The 20,078-nt window shown below is 71.7% G+C and carries 20 protein-coding genes; 12 read left to right on the top strand and 8 right to left on the bottom strand.

All coding sequences use genetic code 11. From position 1 onward, the window contains the following. Positions 1–101 precede the first annotated feature (101 nt). The 3 genes from ACZ4SA_RS24580 to ACZ4SA_RS24590 all read right to left on the bottom strand — a co-directional run bounded on the left by ACZ4SA_RS24580 (position 102) and on the right by ACZ4SA_RS24590 (position 1,640). Positions 102–473 (bottom strand): fic family toxin-antitoxin system, toxin component, encoded by a 372-nt coding sequence (locus ACZ4SA_RS24580; protein WP_468278442.1) that lies wholly within the window; start codon positions 471–473, stop codon positions 102–104. Between the two features lie 71 nt (positions 474–544). Further along, positions 545–1,384 carry a PP2C family protein-serine/threonine phosphatase gene (locus ACZ4SA_RS24585; RefSeq protein ID WP_468278229.1) on the bottom strand — a complete coding sequence of 280 codons (840 nt, stop codon included), beginning with the start codon at positions 1,382–1,384 and terminating at the stop codon, positions 545–547. Positions 1,385–1,421: 37 nt separating this feature from the next. Then, positions 1,422–1,640, bottom strand: a complete 219-nt coding sequence (locus ACZ4SA_RS24590) for an antitoxin (RefSeq protein WP_468278231.1) — start codon at positions 1,638–1,640, stop codon at positions 1,422–1,424. A 109-nt stretch (positions 1,641–1,749) separates the two neighbouring features. Here ACZ4SA_RS24590 and ACZ4SA_RS24595 point away from each other — a divergent pair, with 109 nt between their 5' ends. From ACZ4SA_RS24595 to ACZ4SA_RS24605, 3 genes are all read left to right on the top strand, one after another. After that, entirely contained in the window at positions 1,750–2,172 is a 423-nt protein-coding gene (locus ACZ4SA_RS24595) for a GNAT family N-acetyltransferase (protein WP_468278233.1), read from the top strand. Positions 2,173–2,332: 160 nt separating this feature from the next. Then, a complete protein-coding gene (locus ACZ4SA_RS24600) occupies positions 2,333–3,679 on the top strand; it encodes a hemolysin family protein (protein WP_468278235.1) in 1,347 nt (448 codons plus the stop codon). Then, positions 3,676–4,689, top strand: coding sequence for a hemolysin family protein (locus tag ACZ4SA_RS24605; RefSeq protein WP_468278237.1), 1,014 nt, complete (start codon positions 3,676–3,678; stop codon positions 4,687–4,689). The genes ACZ4SA_RS24600 and ACZ4SA_RS24605 overlap by 4 nt, the downstream gene beginning before the upstream one ends. Positions 4,690–5,394: 705 nt before the next feature. Here ACZ4SA_RS24605 and ACZ4SA_RS24610 read toward each other — a convergent pair. Further along, a complete protein-coding gene (locus ACZ4SA_RS24610; protein WP_468278239.1) occupies positions 5,395–6,408 on the bottom strand; it encodes a maleylpyruvate isomerase family mycothiol-dependent enzyme in 1,014 nt (337 codons plus the stop codon). A 60-nt stretch (positions 6,409–6,468) separates the two neighbouring features. On the opposite strand from ACZ4SA_RS24610, the gene ACZ4SA_RS24615 reads away from it, so the two are divergent. The 3 genes from ACZ4SA_RS24615 to mug all read left to right on the top strand — a co-directional run bounded on the left by ACZ4SA_RS24615 (position 6,469) and on the right by mug (position 9,329). Next, the gene (locus tag ACZ4SA_RS24615) at positions 6,469–7,254 is read left to right on the top strand and encodes an SGNH/GDSL hydrolase family protein (RefSeq protein WP_468278242.1); all 786 of its coding nucleotides are present in this window, start codon (positions 6,469–6,471) and stop codon (positions 7,252–7,254) included. 93 nt (positions 7,255–7,347) lie between these two features. Then, entirely contained in the window at positions 7,348–8,790 is a 1,443-nt protein-coding gene (gene purB / locus ACZ4SA_RS24620) for an adenylosuccinate lyase (protein WP_468278244.1), read from the top strand. Beyond that, positions 8,787–9,329, top strand: coding sequence for a G/U mismatch-specific DNA glycosylase (mug, locus tag ACZ4SA_RS24625; protein ID WP_468278444.1), 543 nt, complete (start codon positions 8,787–8,789; stop codon positions 9,327–9,329). Before purB ends, mug begins: the two co-directional genes overlap by 4 nt. A gap of 9 nt (positions 9,330–9,338) precedes the next feature. Here mug and ACZ4SA_RS24630 read toward each other — a convergent pair whose 3' ends face one another. Beyond that, on the bottom strand, positions 9,339–9,776 hold the full coding sequence (locus ACZ4SA_RS24630) for a hypothetical protein (protein WP_468278247.1): 438 nt from the start codon (positions 9,774–9,776) through the stop codon (positions 9,339–9,341). A gap of 140 nt (positions 9,777–9,916) precedes the next feature. Here ACZ4SA_RS24630 and ACZ4SA_RS24635 point away from each other — a divergent pair, with 140 nt between their 5' ends. Further along, complete coding sequence (locus ACZ4SA_RS24635; RefSeq protein ID WP_468278250.1) at positions 9,917–11,074, top strand: ROK family protein; 1,158 nt, start codon at positions 9,917–9,919, stop codon at positions 11,072–11,074. A gap of 48 nt (positions 11,075–11,122) precedes the next feature. On the opposite strand, the gene ACZ4SA_RS24640 is transcribed toward ACZ4SA_RS24635, so the two are convergent. Together ACZ4SA_RS24640 and ACZ4SA_RS24645 are read right to left on the bottom strand one after the other, a co-directional pair. Next, a complete protein-coding gene (locus ACZ4SA_RS24640) occupies positions 11,123–11,887 on the bottom strand; it encodes a GntR family transcriptional regulator (protein WP_468278252.1) in 765 nt (254 codons plus the stop codon). Positions 11,888–12,194: 307 nt separating this feature from the next. Beyond that, positions 12,195–13,088: an RNA polymerase sigma-70 factor gene (locus tag ACZ4SA_RS24645; protein ID WP_468278255.1), complete on the bottom strand. Its 894-nt coding sequence runs from the start codon at positions 13,086–13,088 to the stop codon at positions 12,195–12,197. A gap of 157 nt (positions 13,089–13,245) precedes the next feature. Here ACZ4SA_RS24645 and ACZ4SA_RS24650 point away from each other — a divergent pair, with 157 nt between their 5' ends. The 3 genes from ACZ4SA_RS24650 to ACZ4SA_RS24660 all read left to right on the top strand — a co-directional run bounded on the left by ACZ4SA_RS24650 (position 13,246) and on the right by ACZ4SA_RS24660 (position 16,285). Then, positions 13,246–14,076: an alpha/beta fold hydrolase gene (locus tag ACZ4SA_RS24650; RefSeq protein ID WP_468278258.1), complete on the top strand. Its 831-nt coding sequence runs from the start codon at positions 13,246–13,248 to the stop codon at positions 14,074–14,076. A gap of 63 nt (positions 14,077–14,139) precedes the next feature. Beyond that, positions 14,140–14,670, top strand: coding sequence for an alkaline phosphatase D family protein (locus ACZ4SA_RS24655; RefSeq protein ID WP_468278447.1), 531 nt, complete (start codon positions 14,140–14,142; stop codon positions 14,668–14,670). A gap of 187 nt (positions 14,671–14,857) precedes the next feature. Then, a complete protein-coding gene (locus tag ACZ4SA_RS24660; protein ID WP_468278261.1) occupies positions 14,858–16,285 on the top strand; it encodes a GNAT family N-acetyltransferase in 1,428 nt (475 codons plus the stop codon). On the opposite strand, the gene ACZ4SA_RS24665 is transcribed toward ACZ4SA_RS24660, so the two are convergent. Beyond that, positions 16,194–17,420 carry a trans-sulfuration enzyme family protein gene (locus tag ACZ4SA_RS24665; protein WP_468278264.1) on the bottom strand — a complete coding sequence of 409 codons (1,227 nt, stop codon included), beginning with the start codon at positions 17,418–17,420 and terminating at the stop codon, positions 16,194–16,196. The two genes, ACZ4SA_RS24660 and ACZ4SA_RS24665, sit on opposite strands and share 92 nt — an antisense overlap. 59 nt (positions 17,421–17,479) lie before the next feature. On the opposite strand from ACZ4SA_RS24665, the gene ACZ4SA_RS24670 reads away from it, so the two are divergent. Together ACZ4SA_RS24670 and ACZ4SA_RS24675 are read left to right on the top strand one after the other, a co-directional pair. Then, positions 17,480–17,968 (top strand): Lrp/AsnC family transcriptional regulator, encoded by a 489-nt coding sequence (locus ACZ4SA_RS24670; protein ID WP_468278267.1) that lies wholly within the window; start codon positions 17,480–17,482, stop codon positions 17,966–17,968. A 145-nt stretch (positions 17,969–18,113) separates the two neighbouring features. Beyond that, positions 18,114–19,802 (top strand): DUF885 domain-containing protein, encoded by a 1,689-nt coding sequence (locus ACZ4SA_RS24675; protein WP_468278270.1) that lies wholly within the window; start codon positions 18,114–18,116, stop codon positions 19,800–19,802. Positions 19,803–20,078: the final 276 nt, after the last annotated feature.

Raw genomic sequence — 20,078 nt, forward strand, 5'->3', positions numbered from 1 at the left:
TACGAGGATGATCCTCCGCCTTGCGATTGCACGCACCAGACGCCGCGGGCCCCGCCCTGCGGGCGGACGACGCTACTTTCGAAACACGCCCTAGGACGTCGTCACTCGCTCCACTGGCGCAGCTCGTCCGCGATCCGTATGACGTCCGCTTTGCCTTCTTTGACCAGCCGGGCCAGGTCGCGCACCTGCTCGGGCGAGGTGACGACCTTGATGCCGCAGGCGACGAGATAGCCGTATGCGACGGCCGAGGCGTACATGGCGTTGGAGCGTTCGAGTGCGGGCACGTGCAGCAGCAGTTGGAGCAGGGCGGCGGCGCGGGCGTGCGGGTCGCTGTAGACGGGCACACCGAATATCTCCGCCTCGTGACGGCTGACGGCGGCGACGAGTGCGCCCCAGTCGGTGACCTGAGGGTCGCCGGGGGTCTTGTACTCGGCGACCATGAGCAGCCAGGCGAGGTCGATCCGCAGGTTCATGTGGCCATGTGACGGTGTCTCGGAGGGCTCGTCGTTGTCCATGTGGGAAGCGTCTCAAGGGTAGGGGGCGCTCATCGGTGGTGGTGCCCGGTGTTCGGCGCGCCGGCCGCGACGGGGATGAGCAGCGCGGTGATGTTGTCGTGTCCGCCGGCGTCCAGGGCATGCCCGACGAGTGATCTTGCCTCGTCCGCAAGGCTGTTGTCGACCGGCGTCGTGTGTCGCCGTCGGCCGAGGACGGCACGCAGCCCGTGGACGTCCGGGAAATGGCTCCACAGTCCGTCGGTGCACAGAAGGAGCCGGCCCGGGACCGGCGGCCGGTAGCTCCGGATGCGCGGCGCCGGTTCGTCCGCGTCGGCTCCGAGCCATGCGGAGAGGGCTTCGTGCTCGCCGGTGTCGTCCTCGGTGAGCAGCATGCCCGGTCCCTCGTCCGGCAGCCAGTAGGCACGGCTGTCGCCGATCCAGGCGCTCCAGATGCCCTCGTGGCCGGTGATGCCGGCGACGTATGTGCAGGCCGGTGCGGCGTCGGCCGATGTGGCGAGGGCGGTGACGGCGCGGCCCGCGCGGACCGCGGCGTCGCCGAGGGCGACTTCCGGCAGGACGCCCTCCGTGAGCCGGGTCACCAGGGTCGTCAGCCCGACCTCGGACGCGACCTGTGCGGCTCGCTCCCCTCGGGGCGACATGGACACGCCGTCGCAGACGACTCCGATCGTCCACGGGCCGGTCCGGGTCAGCGCCATGGCGTCCGCGTTGACGCCGCGGTGCTTGCCGCGGTCGGTGACTCCGGCCGAACCGTCGCGGGCCGTGATCTCGAGGTGGGAGCGGAAGGCGGGCTGGGCGGCGCCGCAGTGCCAGCAGTGGCCGTCGGGGGCGACGATCCCGCCGCACCGGACGCAGTTCGTGATGGTGGTCATCGGCCGTGCATCCTGCCGGCTGGTCGGATCCGGCGGGTCAGCGGTGCTTGTCGCCGAACTCCTCGGCGAAGACCGACTCGTACTGCTTCATGAAGTCGGCCGCCGCGTCCACGAAGGTGCGTCCCGCTTCGCCGGCGTCCTGTTTGACGAGCTCCTCGATGTAGCGGTTCACGCTCACGCCACGCTGCAGAGCCCGCCGGCGGGCGGTCTCCGCGGTGGTCTCGTCCACGCGTACGTTCAGCTGCGTCTTCGCCACATCATCAAGCTAGCGCGGGACTGCTAGCACCCGCAAGGGCGGCTGCCGCCCGTCTCGCACCGCGAAAGCCGGTGGCGGATCGAGCGGCGTGCGTGCTTGGCTCGCCGCCATGACCGACCTGCAACTGCGCACCGCCGTGCCCCAAGACGCCGAGGCGGTTCTCGCCTTCTGGAAGGAGGCGGCCGAGGGCACCGGCATCACGGACGACGTGGACGGCGTCACCCGGCTGGTCACCCGCGATCCCGAGGCGCTCATCCTGGCCGAGTCGGACGGCGTACTCGTGGGGTCGGTGATCGCCGGCTACGACGGCTGGCGCTGCTCCCTCTACCGGCTGGCCGTACTCCCTTCCCACCGACGGCGCGGCATCTCCACGGCGCTGCTGGACGCGGCGGAGAAGCGGTTCGCCGCGATCGGCGGCCGGCGCGGTGACGCGATGGTGCTCGAGGCCAACGAGCGGGCCCACCGGGCGTGGGCCTCCGCCGGCTACCGGCGCGAGGACCACTGGCGCCGCTGGGTCAAGCCCTTGACCTGAGCGCCACCGCCGCGCGTACTGCTTTGCCGCTCCTTTACCATGGAGGGACTGTCCACTTCCCGTACGAAAGGTGTGAGCGTCCGTCCATGGGCGAGCCTCCCAGTAGCCGACATCGCGCAATCCTCCTCCCCCTGCCCGATCCTGGGACGGAGGTGAACCGATGACCGAAGTGCTTCTGCTCCTCGTGGCGGTGCTGCTCTCCGTCGCCTGCGGAGCCTTCGTCGCGGCGGAGTTCTCCCTCACGACGGTCGAACGCAGCGAACTCGAACGGGCCGCCGAACGCGGCGAACGAGGCGCCGCCGGCGCGCTCAAGGCCGTACGCAGCCTCACCTTCCAGCTCTCCGGCGCACAGCTCGGCATCACCGTCACCAACCTGATCGTCGGCATGCTCGCCGAGCCCTCGATCGCCAAGCTGATCCGCGGACCGATCGAGGCCCTCGGCCTCTCCGCCACCGTGGCGTCGTCCGCCGCGCTGGTCATCGGCACAGCCCTGTCGACCGTCGTGCTGATGGTCGTCGGCGAACTGGTGCCGAAGAACTGGGCCATCTCCTCGCCCCTGACCGTCGCCAAGGTCGTGGCCACCCCCCAGCGGTTCTTCACCGCCGCGTTCCGCCCCCTGATCGCCCACCTCAACAACACGGCGAACCGCATCGTGACCCGCCTGGGCATGGAACCGACCGAGGAGCTCGCCTCCGCGCGCAGCCCCAAGGAACTCATCGCGCTGGCCCGCCACTCCGCCAAGGAAGGCGCGCTGGAGGCCGACACGGCCGAACTGTTCGTCCGCACGCTGGGCCTGGGCGAGCTCACCGCGGAGAACGTGATGACCCCGCGCGTGCAGGTCACGGCTCTCGAGGTGCAGGCCACCGCGGAGGACGTGGCGAACGCGACCCGCGCCACCGGCCTGTCCCGCTTCCCGGTCTACCGGGGCAGCCTGGACACCGTCGTCGGCGTCGCCCACATCAAGGACGTGCTGGCCGTGCCCGCCGGGCACCGCCCCCGCCTCCGTGTCAGCGAACTGCTGCGCGAGCCTGTGCTGGTCCCGGAGTCGCTGACCGTGGACCGGCTGCTCGACCGGCTGCAGGGCCGGTCCACGATGGCCGTCGTCATCGACGAGTACGGCGGCACCGCCGGGGTCGTGACGATGGAGGACATCGTCGAGGAGGTCGTCGGCGAGGTAAGGGACGAGCACGACCCGCACGAGACACCGGACCTGGCGCCCGCGGGCGAGGACGCCGACGGGCGGGCCCTGTGGTCCGCCGACGGCGCGGCGCGCACCGACCAGCTCGCGGCCATCGGCCTGCTGGTGCCCGACGGGCCCTACGAGACCCTCGCCGGTGTGGTCGCCACCGAACTCGGGCGCATTCCGGCCGAGGGTGACCGCATCGACATGGCCGGATGGCAGCTCGACGTACTCGACGCCTCCGGACGGCGCGCCGCGCGGGTCCTGATGCACGCACCAGCCACGGTCGCCGACCCGGCCGAAGACATCGAGGAGGCGGGACGATGATCGCGATCCAGTTGTTCATCGGCCTGCTGACGCTCGTCGTCAACGCCTTCTTCGTCGGCGCGGAATTCGCGCTGATCTCCGTGCGCCGCAGCCAGATCGAGCCGGAGGCGCAGGCCGGGAACCGCCGGGCACGCAGCGTCCTGTGGGGCCTCAAGCACGTCTCGGCACTGATGGCCGCCGCGCAGCTGGGCATCACACTGTGCACCCTGGTCCTCGGCATCGTCGCGGAACCGGCCATCGCTCATCTGCTGGAACCGGTCTTCGACGCGGTGGGCGTGCCACACGGGGCGGTCCACCCGATCTCGTTCGTCATCGCCCTGTCGCTCGCGACGTATCTGCACATGCTGCTCGGCGAGATGGTGCCGAAGAACATCGCGCTCGCGGAACCGCTCCGCAGCGCGCTACTCCTCGGCCCGCCGCTGGTGGCGATCGCGAAGGCGCTGAAGCCGGTGATCTTCATGATCAACGCCTTTGCCAACGGACTGCTGAAGCTGCTCCGGGTCGAGACGAAGGACGAGGTGTCCGCGACCTTCTCCGACGACGAACTGGCCGCCCTCGTCCAGGACTCCGGCGACGCCGGACTCCTCGACGACCGCTCCGCGGAGCGACTGCGGGACGCCCTCGAACTCGGCCGCCGGCCCGTGCGGGACGTGGTGATGCCCATCGAGCGCGTGGTGTACGCGCAGGCCGGGACGACGCCGGAGCAGCTGGAGAGGCTCTCCGCGGAGTCCGGTTTCTCCCGCTTCCCGGTCGTCGACCAGGGCCGGCGCATCCTGGGCTACCTCCATGTGAAGGACGCACTGGACGCTGCGCCCCGGGACATGGCGTTCCCCGTCTCGGCCATGCGCCCGATCGCACGCGTGCGGGCGACGACACCGCTCGACGACGTGCTGACAGCCATGCGCCGCAGCCGCACCCACCTGGCAGCGGTCCTCGACGAGAACGGCAACCCGGAGGGCCTGGTCACGATGGAGGACATCCTCCGGGAACTGGTGGGCAAGCCGGGGTAACGCGTGGACGGGAGGGGCTGTGCCCGGGGCGCTGTGCCCCGGGCCCTTTCGCCGGGCTGACAAGCCCTGCGATCCCGGGCGCGGCGGGGCCGCGTTCCGGCGTCGCCCGCGGTCGCGGCGGGAGCGCGGCGGGACCCGGCTCCAAGGGGCAGCCCTCGGGCCGTGCTGATACCGCCACAGGCGCGGGTGTGACAGGCCCTGTCCCGGGGGACATCCGAAGGCGCGGCGCGGTCGTGGCCTGGTGGCGCTGCCCCGGACTTCAAAGCCGGGCCAACAACGCGGCGGGCGCGGGCGCAGCCGGGCCGATGCCCGGCGGCGCTGCCCCCGGCCCCCGCGGGCTGGGGCAGCGCAGCCGGGCACCCGCGTCTCGGGCGCCGGTGGCTGGACCGGGCCAGCTTGCCGGGGCTCCGACCCCGGCCCCGCGCCTCAAGCGCCGGCGTGACAGGAGATGCCTGGCAACTTCGGCCCCGCCCTGCGATGGAGGCACCGCAAGCCACCGGGCCCCGGCAGAACTCGAACGGGTGCCCGAACGAAGCCCGTCAGGAAGGATCCGGGAGGAGCCCGAAAGGGTCCGGGCGAGGTCCGCAAGGAAGGCCCGGGCGCCCAAAGCCCGCCAGGAAGTCCGGGCGGAGCCCGGTAGGAAGTCCGGGCGGAGCCCGGTAGGAAGTCCGGGCGGAGCCCGGTACGAGGGGGGAACGACCCCGGCTACATGGCCATCGCGGTCAGCCAGCCTTCCAGCACCGCGCCCCTCCCCCTCACCGTGAAGCAGTCCGCGTCCGCCCGTCGGCGGCCGTAGACGAGCAGCAGCAGGTTCGCCGCATCAGCCGAGACCGTCACGTCGGCGTCGCCTTCCGCCCCACCCCGTTTCGTCCACGAGAACCCGGCGTCACCGAAGGTCACCGACCAGGCGGCGCCCGTGTCCCGTGCGAGCAGGCGGATCGAACCGTGCCCGAGGGGTGTGAACCGTTCGGTGATCCACGTGTAGTGCGGCACGTTCTCGAGCAACTCCTCGATGCCGTCCGCCGCCGTCCCCGGCGCGATGCGCGGCTCGCGCCCGAGGGCCAGCAGCGCGTCCGCGTAATGGATGACCGCCTCGAAGAGCAGCCGCCTTGGATAGAAGGCGACCCGCTGGTCCGCGCCGTGAGCCCACATCGGCAGATCGGGGTCGACCTTGCGCAGTGTGCGCAGGGAGGCCTCGGCGCTGCGGGCCATCCACTGCGGGTAAGCCGACGGGGCGACAGGCAGGTCGAGGGTGACGTCCCGCGCCCAGACCCGCTCGGTGGCCCGTGTCCGCACGACGTGCTCCGTCCAGCGGTGGGTCGTGCCGTGGTGCTTGATCAGGTCGCCCATGGTCCAGCCGGGGCAGGTCGGTACCGGCGTGGCCGGGTCCACCTTTCGTACGGCCACGGTGAACTCCGCGACGACATGCTCGATGGCGTCGCAGTACAGCTCGTGCTGGTCGTCGTCGAGCCCGAACCCGTCGGGCACCCGCAGCAGGTCGTCGCGCCAAGGGCCCTCGGGGTGGCGGGCTGCCGCCCTGCGGACCATTCTCGCGAGTTCGTGCCGGTCGGCCGGCGGCAGTCTGTCCAGCAGGAAGCCGGTGGACTCCAGCCACTTCACACCGGTGTCCGGGTCGAGCACGTCGTCGTCGCAGGTGTCGACCAGGGTCACCACTTCGGCCAGCGCTTCGGCCAGCGCGTTCAGCAGCGCGTCACTCACGAAAGCTCCCCTCCGGGTAAGGAACCGACGGACTTTACCGCGCGGTAGGATCGCTGCGCCATGGAGATGAATGCCAGTTACACCAGTTTTGTCGCGGTTGGCGACTCCTTCACCGAGGGCATGTCCGATCTGCTGCCCGACGGCTCCTACCGAGGCTGGGCGGATGTACTCGCCGGCCGGCTGGCGGCCCGTACGCCCGGCTTCCGCTACGCCAACCTCGCGGTGCGCGGCAAGCTGATCGGCCAGATCGTCGACGAGCAGGTCGGCCTCGCCTCCGCGATGCAGGCCGATCTCATCACCCTCGTCGGCGGACTGAACGACACGCTGCGGCCCAAGTGCGACATGGCTCGGGTGTGCGGGCTCCTCGAGGAGGCGGTGGAGAAGCTCGCACCGTCGTGCAGGCAACTGGTGCTGATGCGCAGCCCCGGCCGTCAGGGCCCTGTGCTGAAACGCTTCCGTCCGCGCATGGAGGAGCTGTTCGCCCACATCGACTCGCTCGCCTCCCGGCACGGCGCACTCGTGGTCGACCTGTACGGCTCCCAGGCTCTGGGGGACCGGCGCATGTGGGACGTGGACCGGCTGCATCTGACCGCCGAAGGGCACCGCAGGGTCGCGGAGGCGGTCTGGCAGGAGCTCGGCATGGACGCGGAGGACGACTGGCAGGCGCTGCTGCCGCCCGCCCTGCGCACGGGCTGGGCGGCGCGGCGGGTTGCCGACGTGCAGTTCGCCCGCCGGCATCTGGGACCGTGGATCGGGCGGCGGGTGACGGGCCGGTCCTCCGGCGACGGCCGTCCGGCGAAGCGTCCCGATCTGCTGCCCTTCGAGCCGCCGTCCGCCGAGGCCTAGGCAGCCGAGACGCAGCCGCCGCGGCGCTTCGTAACAAGGTACAACCGAGGGCGCGGCGCCGACCTGCAGAAACCGCCAGTAGAATCAGGACACGTGACTGCCGTGTCTGCGAAGCCTCGCATCCCCAATGTCCTTGCCGGCCGCTACGCCTCCGTGGAGCTCGCCGTCCTCTGGTCCCCCGAGCACAAGGTGAAGCTGGAGCGCCGGCTCTGGCTCGCGGTGCTGCGCGCGCAGAAGGACCTCGGGATCGAGGTGCCCGATGCGGCGCTCGCCGACTACGAGCGCGTGCTCGACCAGGTCGATCTGGCCTCGATCGCCGAGCGTGAGAAGGTCACGCGCCACGATGTGAAGGCCCGGATCGAGGAGTTCAACGCTCTCGCCGGTCACGAGCACGTCCACAAGGGCATGACCTCCCGGGACCTGACGGAGAACGTCGAGCAGCTGCAGATCCGGCTGTCGCTGGAGCTGGTGCGCAACCGTACGGTGGCCGTGCTGGCACGCCTCGGCAAGCTGTCGGGCGAGTACGCGGAGCTGGTCATGGCCGGCCGCTCCCACAATGTCGCCGCCCAGGCCACCACGCTCGGCAAGCGGTTCGCGACCGCCGCCGACGAGCTGCTGGTCGCCTACGGCCGCCTCGAGGACCTGCTGGGCCGCTACCCGCTGCGCGGCATCAAGGGCCCGGTCGGCACCGCGCAGGACATGCTCGACCTGCTCGGCGGTGACGCCTCGAAGCTCGCGGACCTGGAGCAGCGCATCGCCGCGCACCTGGGCTTCGGCACCGCGTTCACGTCGGTCGGACAGGTGTATCCCCGTTCGCTCGACTACGACGTCGTCTCCGCGCTGGTGCAGCTCGCCGCCGCCCCGTCGTCGGTGGCGAAGACCATCCGCCTGATGGCCGGGCACGAGCTGGTCACCGAGGGCTTCAAGCCGGGCCAGGTCGGCTCGTCCGCAATGCCGCACAAGATGAACACCCGCTCCTGCGAGCGCGTCAACGGCCTGATGGTCATCCTGCGCGGGTACGCGTCGATGACCGGCGAGCTGGCCGGCGACCAGTGGAACGAGGGCGACGTGTCCTGCTCCGTGGTCCGCCGGGTGGCGCTGCCGGACGCGTTCTTCGCGCTCGACGGTCTGCTGGAGACGTTCCTGACGGTGCTCGACGAGTTCGGCGCGTTCCCCGCCGTCGTCGCCCGTGAACTCGACCGCTACCTGCCGTTCCTCGCCACCACCAAGGTCCTCATGGGCGCGGTCCGCGCCGGTGTCGGCCGCGAGGTGGCGCACGAGGCGATCAAGGAGAACGCGGTCGCCTCCGCCCTCGCCATGCGGGAGCAGGGCGCGGAGCGCAACGAGCTGCTGGACAAGCTGGCCGCCGACGAGCGGATCCCGCTGGACCGGGCCCAGCTGGACGAACTGATGGCGGACAAGCTGTCGTTCACCGGCGCCGCCGGCGACCAGGTGGCCGCGGTCGTCTCCCGTATCGAGGAGATCACCAAGCAGCACCCGGAGGCCGCCGGCTACATCCCGGGCGCGATCCTCTGACCCGCCCCACGCCCGCCGAGCTGGAGGCCGCCCGCGACCGCGTCATCGAGGATGTGGTCGCGGACGGTCTCTCCGTGCTGTTCTGCGGCATCAACCCTGGCCTGATGTCGGGCGCCACGGGACACCACTTCGCCCGGCCGGGCAACAGGTTCTGGCCGGTCCTGCACCTGTCGGGCTTCACCCCGCGCCGGCTCCTGCCGTCCGAGCAGCGCGAACTGCTCCCGTACGGACTCGGTATCACCAACGTCGTGGCACGGACGACCGCCCGGGCCGACGAGCTGAGCGACGAGGAACTCCGCGAGGGCGGGCGGCTGTTGGCGGCGAAGGTCGAGCGGCTGAGGCCGCGCCGGCTGGCCGTGGTCGGTGTGACCGCGTACCGCACGGCATTCGGGGAGCGCACCGCTCGGATCGGACCGCAGGAGCGGACGATCGGCGACACCCGCGTGTGGGTGCTGCCCAACCCGAGTGGCCTCAACGCCCATTGGACGCTGCAGACCATGGCCGAGGAGTACGGCAGACTGCGCGAAGCGTCGCTGTGAGCGTGCGCTTCAGGGCGGGTCGACGTCGGTGACGACGGCGATCAGCCGGTAGGCGCCCTCACCCTCCGCGCGCGCGACGGCGACTGCAATCCAGTGGCCTTCAGCACGCCAGATCTGCACGTCGTCGACGCACTGGCTCAGCTGGTCCCACGGCTGCGGAATCCCCTCCCCCTCGATGCTTCTCACGGACGCCGACCACAGGCTGAACCGCTGTCCCTCCCCCCAGCGAGTGCTCAACGCGAACGCGAGCGCCTCGCACTCGGCCTCGTACGACTCGACCGCCGCGTCGGCAGGGAGGCAGGCCGCGTGCGTCCCGTCCGCCTCCGTGCGCAGCTCCGCGAGGTGGTAGCCGGGCCCACTGTCGCCGAGCTCCGACCTGTCGCGCTGTGCCGGGAAGGCCCGGCCGCGCAGCAGGTCGATCGCAGCGAGATGCTGTGCCGTGGTCATACCTCCATTGAAGCGGCTGCCACTGACACTTGGCACACCGTCACCCACCCAGTGGCACCACGGCTCCGGGCCCGTCGCGCGGCACGGGACCGGCAGCGAGTACGATCCGGCCAACACGGGCACGAGCGGGGAGGACACACGTGGGGCGGCTGACCGGCGGAGATCCGTCGCTGCTGCGGCGGATCAACTCCGCGGTGGTACTCCATTCCTTGCGCGGCACGGCTTCCTCCACGCTGACCGGCCTCACGCGGATCACGGGCCTGTCGCGGCCGACGGTCGAGGGTGTCGTCGAGGGTCTGATCGAGGCGGGGCTCGTCGTCGAGAGCCTTCCCGAGGAGGGCGAGGCGCGCCGGCAGGGGCGGCCGGCACGACGGTTCAGGTTCCGTGCGGAGGCCGGTCATCTGCTGGGCGTCGAGATCGGGGCGCACCGGGTGGCGGCACTGCTGTCGGGGCTCGACGGGCGGATCATCGGCGCCGGATCGCGGGAAGTGTCGGAGACGGCGGGTGCCGACGACCGGCTCGAGCGGGTACGGGCGGTCGTCGCCGATGTGCTGCGGCGGGCCGGTGTGCCGCGGAGCAGTCTGCGCGCGGTGGGCGTCGGCTCGCCGGGGATCGTGGAGGCCGACGGGACGGTCCGGCTGTCCACGGCGCTGCCCGGCTGGACGGGGCTGGCGCTCGGCGAGCGCCTGCGCAGGTCGTTCCGGTGCCCGGTGCTCGTGGAGAACGACGCCAACGCCGCGGCCGTCGCCGAGCACTGGAAGGGCGCGGCGACGGACTCCGACGACATCGTGTTCGTGCTGGCGGGCCTGAGCCCGGGTGCGGGATCGCTGATCGGCGGCCGGCTGCACCGCGGTTACGGCGGGGCCGCCGGGGAGATCGGGGCGCTGCATCTGCTGGGCCGTGACGAGACGCCGGAGAAGCTGCTGTCGACGACGGGTGAGCCGCTGCATCCCCTCGACGAACAGGCGGTCGCGGATGTGTTCGCGCTCGCCAAGAGCGGCGACGAGGGAGCTCTCGCGGCGGTCGAACGGTTCAACAAACGGCTGGTGCACGATGTTGCGGCGCTCGTACTCGCTCTCGATCCGGAGCTGGTGGTGATCGGCGGCTGGGCGGCCGGGCTGGACGGGGTACTGCCGCCGCTGCGCGACGAGTTGTCCCGGTACTGCCTGCGGCCGCCGCGGGTGACGCTGTCCCTGCTGGGTGAGGCGGCCGTCGCGACCGGCGCGCTGCGGCTCGCGCTGGACCATGTGGAGGAGCAGCTCTTCGCCGTCGAGGGAACGGTGACGGCCCGCCGCTGAGTACGCGACGGGCCGACGGGATCGCCCGGTGCACCCGGGCCGCACGGGTCAGGACGCGCGGCGCTCCTGGCCGTGGTGGCTTATCTCGAGGTCGCCGGTGTCGTCGAAGGTGAGACGGCAGGTGTCGGCGCGATACGTCGCGACGGAGACGGCGGCGGTGCGCCCTTCGGCGAAGAACCGGGTCGTGACCACCAGGACCGGCGCGCCGGGCAGGCGGTCCAGTTCCTTCGCGTCGACGGCGCCGGCCGAGCCGAGTTCGACCGCGCGGTCCTGGCCCTCGAGGTCGAGGCGCTGCAGTTCGCGCAGGACGCTGCGGGCGAGCGCGGGGCCGGACGGTGCCTCGATGGCGGGCAGGTCGGGCACGGAGGAGGACGGCACGTACAGCAGCTCGGCCGCGACGGGCTGACGGTGGCTGACGCGGAGCCGACGCACCGTGTGCACCTCTTCGTCGGCCTCGGTGTCGAGCACACGGGCCACGGCTGCCGGGGGCACGGACACGGAGCACTCCGCGGCCTGCCAGGCGTCGTGGCCGGTGCCCGGCCAGTCGTGGCGGGAGGTGGTCACGTCGACGCCGACGCGCGGCGGGGCGACGGTCGTGCCGACGCCCCGGCGGCGCTGGAGGCGCCCTTCGAGCTCGAGCTGCTCGAGCGCCTGGCGCAGGGTGGCGCGGGCGACGCCGAAGCGCGCGGCGAGGTCGCGCTCGTTCGGCAGGATCTCGCCGACCGAGAAATCGGTGTCGAGTGCTTCGGCGAGCACGGTCTTGAGGTGCCAGTACTTGGGCTCCGGCACAGAATCCAGCTGCGTGGTCCCCACCCTGATCCTCCGCAATCGCCGTGTCGGCGGCGGCTTTTCCGCGCCCTTGTTTATTAAAGGTTCCTGCACTATCTCTGCGACCATAGGACGGGCCACCCCCTTGGTCAAGACCAATACTCTCGCGGTAACGCAGCGGAGCTGAACGGATTCGCTGAGCGTTCACGCGACCTTCGTACAGAGGCGCGCGGCTGCCGTACTGGGGCCGGGCAGCGCGCGGCAGACGCACCGGGGGCACGCGTGGGCAGCACAGGACCCCGCGGGCCGTGAAGCACCCACGGGGTCCGAGGTTGCGGAGGACGGGGAGGAATCAGGCCGCACCGAGGGAGGCGACGGCGAGCAGCTTGTCGGGGTTCCTGATGACGTAGACGCACTGGATGCGGCCGTCCAGCACCTCCATCTGCAGAACGCTGTCCGGCTTGCCGCCGGAGAGGACCAGCAGAGCCGGTGCGCCGTTGAGTTCGACGAAGCGGAAGTCCGCGTCCGGGATCGGCTCCTGCGAGACGGCGAAGAGGAAGCGGCCGACCTTGTCCGCGCTCTCGATGACCCGCAGTGGGGCCTTGGTCTTGCCGCCTCCGTCGCCGACGAGGCGCACATCCGGGGCGAGCAGGGACAGCAGCCCTTCCAGGTCGCCGCCCGACGCGGCGGCCAGGAACCGTTCGGTGAGATTGCGGCATTCGGCCGGGTCCACGTCGTAGCGGTGCTTGCGTTCGTCGACGTGCTTGCGTGCGCGTCCGGCGAGTTGACGCACGGCCGCCTCCGACTTCTCGAGCGTGGCGGCGATCTCCGCGTACGGGAAGCCGAATGCCTCGCGCAGCACGAACACGGCGCGTTCCAGGGGCGAGAGGGACTCGAGCACGACGAGGACGGCGAGCGAGACGGACTCGGCGAGCACGGCGCGTTCGGCGGTGTCGGGTGCCACGGGGCCGAACTCGGTGGCGATGGGCTCGGGCAGCCAGGGGCCGACGTACGACTCGCGCCGGGACTGGACGTGCCGCAGCCGGTCGATGGCGAGGCGCGTGGTGATCCGTACGAGGTAGCCGCGCGGCTCCCGCACGTCGGCACGCCCGTCGGCCGACCAGCGCAGCCACGCCTCCTGCACCACGTCCTCGGCGTCGGCGATCCGGCCGAGCATCCGGTAGGCCACTCCGGTCAGGACGGGCCGGTGTTCTTCGAAGAGATCGGTCACGGTGTCGGTTGCCACCCCTCAATCCCAACCGACGCGGCGTCGGCTGTCCAGCAGGCGCCGGTGCGGCGCGGCACAGTGACGGGTCCTGAGGCCCGGCCTCTTGAACTGGAAGCTACCGAAAGGTAATTGTTACTGACAGTGTGTCTATCTCAATCAAAGGGAGCGCGCAGCCATGGCCGCAGAGATCTCGTTCTCCATCGAGACCGCCCGGGGCAGCGGCACGCTGTCCGTCACCTACGAGCGCAGGGGCGCGGGCGAGCCATTGCTGTTGCTCCACGGCATCGGCCACCACTGGCAGGCTTGGGAGCCGGTGATGGACGTACTCGCCTCGGAACGGGATGTGGTCGCCGTCGATCTGCCCGGTTTCGGCACGTCCGCCGCGCTGCCCGACGGCGTCCCGTACGACCTGGCGACGGTGACGACGGCGCTCGGCGCGCTCTGCGGCGCGCTCGGCATCGAGCGCCCCCATGTCGCCGGCAACTCCCTCGGCGGGCTGCTCGCCCTCGAGTTGGGACGGGAGAGACTGGTCCGGTCGGTGACCGCGCTGTCCCCGGCCGGCTTCTGGACGGAGGCCGAGCGCCGCTACGCCTTCGCCACCCTGCGGGCCATGCGGGTGGGCGCACGCTCGATGCCCATGCCGTTGATCGAACGGCTGTCCCGGTCCACCGCGGGACGGATGGCGCTGGTGAGCACCATCTACGCCCGGCCCGGCCGCCGCTCACCCGAGGCGGCCGTCGCCGAGACATGTGCTCTGCGGGGGGCGACCGGCTTCCACCAGACGCTCGCGGCCGGCGGCGGCGTGCTGTTCACCGACGACGTCCGCGACGTGCCCGTCACCATCGGCTGGGGCACCCGGGACCGTCTGCTGCTGCGCCGCCAGGGCGTGCGCGCCAAGCACGTCATCCCCCGGGCGCGCCTGGTCAGGCTCCCCGGCTGCGGCCACGTCCCGATGAACGACGACCCGGCGCTCGTCGCACGCGTCCTGCTGGACGGCAGCCGCTGACCGTTGCCGAAGACACCCGAGCCCCGCACCACACGCGGCGCCGACCAGCGCACTGCCGACGCCGTGGGCCACGGCCGTAGCTGCCCGTTGCGGCAAAGGGTGCGGTCAGGGCGGCAGAGGCAGGGAAAGGCCGGGGAACGGGTCGCCTGCTCGGCGAACTTCGAAGCCGTGACGCAGGGCGATCCCGGCGCGCCGCTGGGCCGTGAACTGCAGATCGCCGACCTGCTGCGGCACATCAAGCACCGCCGGGTCACGGGCACGGTGTGCCTGACCGCCGATGTGCACTACACGTCGGCACAGCACTATGCGCCGGAGCGTGCGGCGTTCAAGGACTTCGCCCCGTTCTGGGAGTTCGTCTCCGGGCCGCTCGCTGCCGGCGGCTTTCCGGCCAACGCGCTCGACGGCACCTTCGGTCCGGACCGGGTTTCCGTCCGTGCGCCGCAGCGGGCGAACGTGTCGCCGATGGAGTCGCCGCAGCACTTCGGCGAGGTCGACATCGACGGCGGGAGCGGCGAGTTGACCGTCCGGCTGCGCGCGGAAGGCGGCACGGTTCTGCTCAGCAAGCCGCTGCAGCCGGGCCGAGTGGGCCAGTAGCGGCCCGTTCCCATGGCTGCAAGGGGCTGCCGGGCCTGCCGGGCGCAGGTGTCCGCGCTGCATCATGGAAGCGAACACTCCACGCCAGGAACGGCTAAAACCGGCCCATAGCGCTCCAGAACGGCGCTTAACCCGTCAGTCACAGAGCGTTCGTGATCACGCAACACGGGTCGGTCACAGTGAAGACATGACAGATGTGACTTCCGCGAAGAGTGCCCGCCGCCCGCACCACTGGCGGCGGGACCTCGTCGAACTGGCCGCCATGTTCACCGCCGTCGCGGTCGCCGACACCGTCGCCAAGCTGATCGGGCACACCCCCGACGGCCCGTTTCTGCTCATCGCCTCCGCCGTGACGCTGGCCGCGACCGCCGCGTTCCACACATGGTGGGCACGAAGCCATAGTCATGCGCCGCCGACCGCCGGGGCGGCAAAGGAGGCGGCAGGCGCGCCCGGCCAGGGCCCGGACTCGGGGGGCACGACCCAGGACGGGCCGCGCGAGACCGCCCTGTGGCGGATGCGCACCACCGTCAAGGACACTCCCGGCAGCCTTGCCGCCCTCTGCGCCGCCCTCGCCTCCCTCGACGTGGACATCCTGACGCTGCAGACCCACCCGCTCGCCGAGGGGACGGTCGACGAGTTCCTGCTGCGCGCGCCCGCGTCGCTCCAGGCCCCGCAGCTGGCCCGCGAGATCGCCCGGGCCGGCGGCAACGGCACCTGGACCGAGCGTGCCGACGCCCACGACCTCGTCGACACCCCGACCCGGGTGCTCCAGCTCGCCACCCGCACCGCTCTGGACGCGGCGGAACTGCCCCTGGCACTACGGCAGTTGCTGGGCCGCTGCACGATCCGGTCCCGTCCGGCCCTCTCCCCCACCGGCCGGCCCACCGGCGAGATGCCTCCGGTGGAGGGCGTCCTGGAGGAGACCGTCATGCATCTGCGCGACCCGAACGGCGGCGCGATCACCGTCGAGCGCGCCTATCTGCCCTTCACCCCCGCCGAGTTCGCCCGCGCCCGCGCCCTCGTCGACCTGGACGCGCGCCTCGGCCCCCGTGTCCCTCGCAGCCAGGACATCCTCACCCTCCCCGAGGGCAACGAGATCACCGTGCGCCGCGCCGACCAGGACGACCTCGAGGCAGCCGTCGCCATGCATCAGCGGTGCTCGGACCGCACCCTCGGCCTGCGCTACCACGGGCCGGTCCAGGACACGGACCGTTATCTCAACCATCTGCTGAGCCCGCGCTTCGGCCGCACCATCGCGGTCGAGACGGCCTCCGGGCGCATGGTCGCCCTCGGCCACCTGCTGTGGGACGGCGAGGAGACCGAGGTCGCGCTGCTGGTGGAGGACGATTGGCAGCGGCGCGGCATCGGCTCGCAGCTGCTCGGGCGCCTGGTGGACATGGCGGCCGAGGCGGACTGCGGCAGCGTCTATGCCGTCACCCAGGCGTCCAACACCGCGATGGTGGCGGCGATGCGCGGCCTGCGACTGCCGCTGGACTACCAGATCGAGGAGGGGACCCTGGTGGTCACAGCCCGACTGGATGCGGCTCCCGTCCGTCCGCGATCCCACCTCGAGCAGCCCCGGCAGACCGGACGGACTGAGCAGGCCGAGCGCTGAGCGCCTCGGTCAGATCGCGCCACAGGTCCTCGACGTCCTCGAGCCCGACCGACATCCTCAGCAGCCGGTCGCTGACGCCGGCCGATCGCCGGTCGTCCACGTCCACGATGCGGTGGCTGATGGAAGCCGGGTGCTGGATCAGGCTGTCGACGCTGCCGAGGCTGACCGCCGGCGTGATCAGCCGTACGCCGGCTATCACGTCGTGCGGGTTCCCGTACACCTCGAAGGAGACCATGGCCCCGCCGATGCTCGGGTAGTGGACCCGGGAGACCCGGGGGTCGGCGGCGAGCCTGCGGGCGAGGTCGGCGGCGGTGCTGGAGGCAGCCCGCACCCGCACCGGCAGCGTGGAGAGTCCGCGCAGCAGCAGGTATCCGGCCATCGGGTGGAGTACGCCGCCTGTCGCGAAGCGCACCTGACGCAGCTTGCGGGCGAACTCCTCGTCGCAGGCGACGATGCCGCCCATCACATCGCCGTGGCCGCCGAGGTACTTGGTCGCGCTGTGCAGCACCAGCCGGGCGCCGTGCTCGGCGGGCCGCTGGAGCACCGGGGTGGCGAAGGTGTTGTCGACAAGGAGGGGCACCGAGCCGCAGGCGTGCCCCACGGCACGCAGGTCGACCTCGGCGAGCGTCGGGTTGGCGGGCGTCTCCACCATGACCAGGCCGGTGTCGGGCCGCAGGGCTTCGCCGATTCCGGCCGGGTCGGTCCAGGTGACCTCGGTGCCGAGGAGGCCCGCGTTCAGCAGATGGTCGCTGCAGCCGTACAACGGCCGGACGGCGACGACGTGGCGCAGGCCCATGCTCGCGCGCACCAGCAGCACGGCGGTCAGGGCCGCCATGCCGCTGGCGAACGCGACGGCGCTCTCGGTTCCCTCGAGCTTGGCAAGCGCCGTCTCGAACCGGGCGGTGGTGGGGTTGTCCAGCCGCGCGTAGACGGGCGGCCCCTCCAGCCGGGCTCCGGTGGTGGCGAACGCGTCGATCCGCGCGGCCTCGCCGGCGGCGTCGTACGACGGGTAGGTGGTCGACATGTCGAGCGGCGGGGCGTGCAGTCCCAGGTCAGCGAGGTCCTCGCGTCCGGCGTGCACGGCATTGGTGGCCAGGGCCCGGGTTCCGGGCGCGGCCGAGGCTGCGTTCTCCATGCCCGCACTGTGAACAGTTACCGGGAGGTAGCGATTCTCCGCCGTGCTACGTTCGACAGATGGCCGATTCTGTCGCACTGGACCCGATAGATCTGCAGATTCTCCGCCTGCTGCAGAACGACGCCCGGACCACCTACCGTGAGCTCGCGGCGGAGGTCGGCGTCGCCCCCTCCACCTGTCTGGACCGGGTGACCAGGCTGCGCCGCTCCGGCGTGATCCTCGGCCACCGGCTGTCGCTCGACCCGGCGCGGCTGGGGCGGGCGCTGCAGGCGCTGCTCTCCGTACAGGTCCGGCCGCACCGGCGTGAACTGATCGGCCCGTTCGTCGAACGTATCCGCGCGCTTCCCGAGTCGCTGGCGCTGTTCCACCTCACCGGCCCCGACGACTACCTGGTGCACGTGGCGGTGAGGGACATGGCGGATCTGCAGCGCCTGGTGATCGACGAGTTCACCTCGCAGCGCGAAGTCGCCCGGGTGGAGACCCGGTTGATCTTCCAGCAGTGGGAGTGCGGACCGTTGATGCCGCCGGCGTCGGCCGGCGACGGATGACCGCTGCCGGTGGCCCGCGCGGGCCCCGATGATCCGCGTGCCACAGCCTCGCTCGATGTGCCGCACGCCCCGGCCGCCTCCGATGTCAGGCGTCCAAAGCCCGATGGTGGTGACGCGGAGGCCACGTTCGTACGAGGATGGGCCCATGCCAGAGACTTCCAGCAGCGCGCTGCCCCGCCAGGTCGCCGACAGCTACGTCGACGCACTCATCGAGCTCGATCCAACCCTTGGTACCTACCTGGGAATCAAGGAGAGTTCAGGGCGTCTCCCCGACTACTCACCCGCCGGTCAGAGCGCGCGTGCCGACCTCGCCCGCGAGACCCTGGCCCGGCTCGACGCGGCCGAGGCTCTGCCCGGCGCCGACAGCGACGAGGAGCGCCGCTGCGGCCGGCTGCTGCGGGAGCGTCTGACCGCCGAACTCGGCGTCCACGACGCCGAAGAGAGTTTGCGGACGGTCAGCAACATCCACTCCCCCGCACATTCGGTGCGTGAGGCGTTCACCGTGACGCCCACGCAGACCGAGGAGGACTGGGCGGCCGTCGCCGAGCGGCTACGCGCGGTGCCGGCGGCACTGGAGGGCTACCGGGAGTCACTCGCCCTCGGGCTCGACAAGAAGCTGTTCGGCGGCCCGCGTGCGACGGCGACGTTCATCGAGCAGCTGGCGAAGTGGGGCGGAGGCGCCGACGGCCGCGGCTGGTTCGAGAAGTTCGCGGCCGGCGGTCCCGCTTCCCTGCGCGCCGAGCTGGACCTCGCGGCCGGTACGGCGACCCGGGCGGTGAACGAGCTGCGCGACTGGATGCGGGACGTGTACGCACCCGCCGTGGCGGACGCGCCGGACACGGTCGGCCGCGAGCGTTACGCCCGCTGGTCGCGGTACTTCAACGGCACCGACCTCGACCTGGACGAGGCCTACGCCTACGGCTGGGCGGAATACCACCGGCTGATCGCCGAGATGCGGAAGGAAGCCGACAAGATCCTGCCCGGGTCGGGCCCTTGGGAGGCTCTCGCCCACCTCGACGAGCACGGGGAACACATCGAGGGCGAGGAGGAGGTGCGGGTCTGGCTCCAGAAGCTGATGGACGAGGCGATCGAGGCACTCGACGGCACGCATTTCGAACTCGCCGAACGGGTACGGCGGGTCGAGTCCCGCATCGCACCGCCCGGCGGCGCCGCCGCGCCGTACTACACCTCCCCGTCCGAGGACTTCTCCCGGCCGGGCCAGACGTGGCTGCCGACGATGGGGGCCACGCGCTTCCCCGTGTACGACCTGGTGTCGACCTGGTACCACGAGGGCGTGCCCGGCCACCACCTCCAGCTCGCCCAGTGGGCGCACGTGGCCGACCGGCTCTCGCGGTACCAGGCGTCGGTCGGGCTGGTGAGCGCGAACGCGGAGGGCTGGGCGCTGTACGCGGAGCGCCTGATGGACGAGCTGGGCTTCCTGAACGACGCGGAGCGGCGCCTCGGTTACCTGGACGCGCAGATGATGCGGGCCTGCCGGGTGATCGTCGACATCGGCATGCACCTGGAGCTGGAGATCCCGGCGGACTCGCCGTTCCACCCGGGCGAGCGGTGGACGCCGGCACTGGCGCAGGAGTTCTTCGGGTCGCACAGCGGGCGGCCCGCGGACTTCGTGGAGAGCGAACTGACCCGCTACCTGTCGATGCCGGCGCAGGCCATCGGCTACAAGCTGGGCGAACGGGCATGGCTGCTGGGCCGCGAGAACGCGCGCCGTGCGCACGGCGACGCGTTCGACGCGAAGGCGTGGCACATGGCGGCGCTCTCGCAGGGCTCGCTGGGCCTGGACGACCTGGTGGACGAGCTCTCGAAGCTGTGAGTGTGCGGCGGGGGCGGGGCGGGTCCGCTGCACGGGCCATGACCCCACCCCGCCCCTTCCCGCCGCACCGATGCGCGGCTCCGCCACGTGGCGGGCATGCCCGGACCCGATACCGCGCTCCGCGCTGTGTCCCCTACGGCCTGGCGGCCGTGGGTGGGGGTCCTCCCAGGCCGCCAGGCACAGGCGGAGTACCCCCGGACGGGCTTGAAGCTGCCCGGCAACTTCAGCCCCGCCGGCGATTGAGGCGCGGAGGTCCCGGGGCGGAGCCCCCGAAAC

Source organism: Streptomyces sp. NPDC027962, assembly GCF_055566095.1.

Coding starts and splice junctions, on each gene's coding strand:
- ACZ4SA_RS24580 (WP_468278442.1), bottom strand. CDS start 473: ATGAACCTGCGGATCGACCTCGCCTGGCTGCTCATGGTCGCCGAGTAC.
- ACZ4SA_RS24585 (WP_468278229.1), bottom strand. CDS start 1,384: ATGACCACCATCACGAACTGCGTCCGGTGCGGCGGGATCGTCGCCCCC.
- ACZ4SA_RS24595 (WP_468278233.1), top strand. CDS start 1,750: ATGACCGACCTGCAACTGCGCACCGCCGTGCCCCAAGACGCCGAGGCG.
- ACZ4SA_RS24600 (WP_468278235.1), top strand. CDS start 2,333: ATGACCGAAGTGCTTCTGCTCCTCGTGGCGGTGCTGCTCTCCGTCGCC.
- ACZ4SA_RS24605 (WP_468278237.1), top strand. CDS start 3,676: ATGATCGCGATCCAGTTGTTCATCGGCCTGCTGACGCTCGTCGTCAAC.
- ACZ4SA_RS24615 (WP_468278242.1), top strand. CDS start 6,469: ATGGAGATGAATGCCAGTTACACCAGTTTTGTCGCGGTTGGCGACTCC.
- ACZ4SA_RS24630 (WP_468278247.1), bottom strand. CDS start 9,776: ATGACCACGGCACAGCATCTCGCTGCGATCGACCTGCTGCGCGGCCGG.
- ACZ4SA_RS24650 (WP_468278258.1), top strand. CDS start 13,246: ATGGCCGCAGAGATCTCGTTCTCCATCGAGACCGCCCGGGGCAGCGGC.
- ACZ4SA_RS24660 (WP_468278261.1), top strand. CDS start 14,858: ATGACAGATGTGACTTCCGCGAAGAGTGCCCGCCGCCCGCACCACTGG.
- ACZ4SA_RS24665 (WP_468278264.1), bottom strand. CDS start 17,420: ATGGAGAACGCAGCCTCGGCCGCGCCCGGAACCCGGGCCCTGGCCACC.
- ACZ4SA_RS24670 (WP_468278267.1), top strand. CDS start 17,480: ATGGCCGATTCTGTCGCACTGGACCCGATAGATCTGCAGATTCTCCGC.
- ACZ4SA_RS24675 (WP_468278270.1), top strand. CDS start 18,114: ATGCCAGAGACTTCCAGCAGCGCGCTGCCCCGCCAGGTCGCCGACAGC.